At 55.7% G+C, this 4391-nt stretch carries 4 protein-coding genes; all 4 read left to right on the forward strand.

Annotated features, from left to right (window positions below; translation table 11 throughout):
* Nucleotides 1–1834, forward strand: a 1834-nt coding sequence (locus ACIPZH_RS25670) for a DUF2345 domain-containing protein (protein WP_400638340.1), incomplete at its 5' end; no start/stop codon positions are given.
* Nucleotides 1831–2820, forward strand: coding sequence for a DUF2515 family protein (locus tag ACIPZH_RS25675; protein ID WP_400638342.1), 990 nt, complete (start codon nt 1831–1833; stop codon nt 2818–2820). The genes ACIPZH_RS25670 and ACIPZH_RS25675, both read left to right, overlap by 4 nt.
* 52 nt (nt 2821–2872) lie before the next feature.
* Nucleotides 2873–3673 (forward strand): hypothetical protein, encoded by an 801-nt coding sequence (locus ACIPZH_RS25680; protein ID WP_400638343.1) that lies wholly within the window; start codon nt 2873–2875, stop codon nt 3671–3673.
* Between the two features lie 35 nt (nt 3674–3708).
* On the forward strand, nt 3709–4391 hold a 683-nt coding region (locus ACIPZH_RS25685; RefSeq protein ID WP_400638345.1), incomplete at its 3' end, for a type VI secretion system Vgr family protein.

Raw genomic sequence — 4391 nt, forward strand, 5'->3', positions numbered from 1 at the left:
GCAGGCCGGGCGCTGGTTCGAGTTGACCCAGCACCCGCTGTACGAACGCAAGGCCGCCGAGGCCCGGCAATTCATGCTGATCGAGGTGCAGTTCTACGCCGAAAGCAACCTGCCCATGGCCCAGCAGCGCCGCGATGCGCCCAGCAGCCTGGCACCGTTGTTCAAATCGGTACGGCCGGCACCGGACGATGCCCTGCTCGGCTCGAAGCTGAGCGAAGCCTCCTACGGCTTCTTCCTCAGCACCTTCGAAGGCCAGCTGCACAGCGCGCCCTACCGCAGCCCGTTCGAGCACGCCAAGCCGACCTCACCCGGCCCGCAGACCGCTGTGGTGGTCACCCCTAGCGGCCATGAAGTGTTCACCGACAGCCTCAACCGCCTGTGCGTGCGTTTCCACTGGGATCGCCTGAGCCAGGACGGTGAGTTGAGTTCGTGCTGGCTGCGCATGCTGCAACCGAGCAGCGGCCCCGACTGGGGCAGCGTGCACGTGCCGCGTGCCGGCGAAGAAGTAGTGGTCACTTTCCTCGACAACGACATCGACCGCCCGCTGGTCATGGGCCAGGTCTACGGCGGCCACAAACCCGCCTGGCACTCCAGCGGTTTGATGAGCGGCTACAAGAGCAAGGAAGTCGGCGGCGGCGGCTTCAACCAGTGGGTGATGGACGACTCCACCGGCCAGGTACGCACCCAGCTGCACAGCAGCCACGGCCATACCCAGCTCAACCTCGGCTACCTGATCGACCAGCGCGGCAATAACCGCGGTGGCCTGCGCGGCACCGGCTTCGAACTGCGCACCGACGCCTACGGCGCCCTGCGCGCCCAGCAAGGGCTGTACCTTAGCACTTGGAAACGCAGCAACGCCGAAGGCGCCCAGCTCGACGTCAGCGAAGCCCAGCAACAACTGCAGAATAGCGAGCAGCGGCTCAAAACCCTCTCCGACACCGCCAAGCAGCACAACGCCGACGCCCTGCAAGCTGGCTTGGACAGCCTGACCCAGCTCAACGCCGACACCGACGTCACCTACGGCAACGACAGCAGCAGCCCGAGCCAAGGCCCAAGCGAGCAGGAGCGCAACGGCGGCGACACCGCCTGGGCGATCCGCAACGGTGGACGCGGCAAGACCCCGGGTTATCAGAAGCCGCTGCTGATCGCTTCTTCCCCGGCCGACATCGCCACGGCCACGCCGCAGAACACACACCTGCACAGCGGCAAGCACCTGACCATCAGTACCGGGGAGGACGTCAGCATCGCCAGCGGCAAATCGCTGCTGGCCAGTGTGGTGCAGAGCATCAGCCTGTTTGCGCAGAACGCAGGGGCCAAGTTGTTTGCGGCCAAGGGCAAGGTGGAGCTGGAGGCGCAAAGTGATGCGATGGAGCTGACCGCGTTGCAGAACGTGAAGCTCACGTCGCTGGAACAGTTGATCGAGATGTCGGCGCAGAAGGAGATTCTGCTTACCAGTGGCGGTGCCTATATCCGTATCAAAGGCAGCAATATCGAGGTGCATGCACCGGGCACTATCGATATCAAGGGCGCGAAAAAGACACTCGACGCGCCGGCCAGCATGAAGCATTCGTTCAAAAAGCTGGCAAGCGGCCCAGACTCGATGATGTATGACGAGCAGAACAAATTGATAACGGGATCCGGAATACCTCTGGACAACGTGGCGGTCGAAGTCGACATTCCCGGTAAAGAAAAAAGGGTGTATTTCACCGATCAGGATGGCCATATCCCACGCTTTTTCAATGACGCGCCAAGTGCCGCCAAGGTAAGGCTAATGCCTGATGAGTTTGTAGTACCTGCGGATGCTGAAAAATTCGTGCCGAGAATAAAGTCATGAAACAAGATTTCAAGTTCAATGAAAAGCCTTGCTCAGTTAATCGCTTAGGCCTTGAGTGCGAAGATGGATGGTCGCTTGGCCAGCAGGAGGCAGTACGGCGACTATCCATTAAGACGCGTGTAGAATTCAAACAGACTGCGCGTTATGAGCTGATCAAAGATTTCAGCATTCGGGCTGAGCGCATCGCCGGAAACTATGCGCGCATTTACCTTGAATTGGAACGCAATGGCAAGCCCGAGCTTCAAGGACGATTTTACTGGACCGGACTAGCAGCATTTGCCAGCAAACAGGTGATGTGTGCACTCGATTACTCTAGCTTGAGCAAATGGCGCTATACAGGATTAGCCATCCCCGCCTTTGATACAACCAAAGAATATTTAGGCAAAGGAAACTTTTGGTTATTCCAAGACATTTTTGTATGGCATTGGTTCTACATAAACTTCCCAGATGACTTCAAGGGTTGCAAGGAAAAGCGAAACTGGAACACTTATTCCAAATGTTTTAAAGGTGCATTTCAAGAGCTGCCATGGCTCGAAGAAGCACTTCCCGAAATCAATCATCTGCAAATTACCCCCGACCTCAGAGACGGTTTCGGTTTTATTTCTGAGACTGAGCATCTACAGCCAGGCAAATTACGGCGCGAAATGCAATACGAGTCCCTCATGGCCATTGCGAGACATGAGCAGCTCATGATACTCCAACCTTTAATTTATGACAGCCTGGGCTTCAAGGCACTATTAAGAGGCCAAGCACTTATGGAAGGCCATATAGGAGTGCCTCGACGCCTTGCTTCACTTAGTACTCAGTGCGAGACCAATAATCCAGAATACGATATCGTTATGTCAGAAGGGCAACTATACAACAAGATTGACCGAATGAACTTCATTACAGATATTGCTGAAAACTACCACCGCTTGATGATCACAAAGTTCGATCACATGAAGCAAAGCATCCAAGATATCTCCGAATGGAGTTACAATGTTTAAAAAAATAGGTTACCTATTTTTCATTTTGATTTCTGCTTGTGGAGAACCAAGCTTGAGCACCAACAAACCCAGCATTCAATTTGAAATTGACACGCCTGTTGATGCGGCACTTTCATCGTCATCTGCCAAGTTTAACAAAGACTGCGCTCAGGGTCTGTGCCTTTACAAATTTTCCCTATCATTTGCCAACGCATCGCGTGCAAACTTAACAATTAACTCAGGCACAGACAGCTTAAAGTTTGATGATGTAGTCAGTACCACTCTAGGCACTTTTGAAAGCAACATCATCAACTATGCCAGGGTGACACTCGGTGGCGTACCACAGGATTCCGAGCACCACCAGGCCATGCGCTACTTCTATGAGCAAGTAGATAAGCTACGAGTTGCAGGCTGGAACAGGTATATCTTTCAGAACGAAGCAAGAATCTCCGGCGAGGAAGCCAAAAAGTTCGAAAATGCTCGATCAATACTTGGCAGCCCAGTCGGTACAGGGCCATGGAAAGATCCCGCTTTAAAATTGAGCGCCGAAGATTGGCTTGCGCTTCCAACGATCAACAGCTGGTATTTCTACAAAGATGGAGTTTATCTTCTATTTCGTGTTCAACGTGAGAAAAGCACTCAAGCGCCGCAAAAAATCGGCTCTTACTTGTTCACGCTTAACTTTGAATCTGAATCTGAATTTTATAAAGGCTTCGTTGAAGGTGAAAAAGACCGTGAAAACTGGAAATTCCTCGTTCCCCCCATACTGAAACGCATGGCTCAGGAACGCGCCCAAACCGAAGCACGCCTGAAAAAGATGGGCATCGCCATCGATGAAAACTACCAGGACCCGCCCATCAAGGCCCTGGAATAACCCATTTTTCAGTCCCACTCAGGAGACCCCTTGTCATGGACCTGACCTTCGGCACCCCGCTCTCGCAAAGCGGCCGCCTGCTGCAGCTGACCACCCCACTGGGGGCCGACGCGCTCCAGGCCCTGCGCGCCCACGGCGTCGAGCGCATTGGCCGCACCCCGCGCTACACTCTCGACGTGCTGGTGCAGGACACCGAGTACGACCCGGAGAAACTCATCGGCCAGCCCGTCAGCCTGGCCCTGCTCTGCGACGACGGCACCCAGGCCCCGCGCCATGGCCTGGTCGAGAGCGTACGCTACCTGGGCAGCGACGGCGGCCTGCACGACTGGCAGCTGGTCTTCGCGCCGTGGTTCAGCCTGCTTGAATACCGCAGCGACTGCCGCATCTGGCAGGACAAGAACCTGCCGGCGATTTTGGAGGCCGTTTTCGCTCAGTACGAACAGGCCAAGGGCAGCTACCGCCTCGACCTGCGCCGCGAGTACGCGCCGCTGTCCTATGTCACCCAGTTCAACGAAACCGACGCCAACTTCGTGCAGCGCTGGTGCGAGCTCGAAGGCATCTTCTGGTACGTCGAACACAAAGCCGACAGCCACTGCATCGTCTTCACCGACAGCGTCGACACTCTGCCCGCCCTCGCCCCGCAGAGCGTGCCGTTCCACACCCAGAGCGTCACTGAAAAACAGGACGGCATCACCCAGTGGAGCACCGGCTCCCAGCT

This window comes from Pseudomonas sp. NPDC089758, assembly GCF_044748705.1.
Taxonomy (GTDB): domain Bacteria; phylum Pseudomonadota; class Gammaproteobacteria; order Pseudomonadales; family Pseudomonadaceae; genus Aquipseudomonas; species Aquipseudomonas putida_X.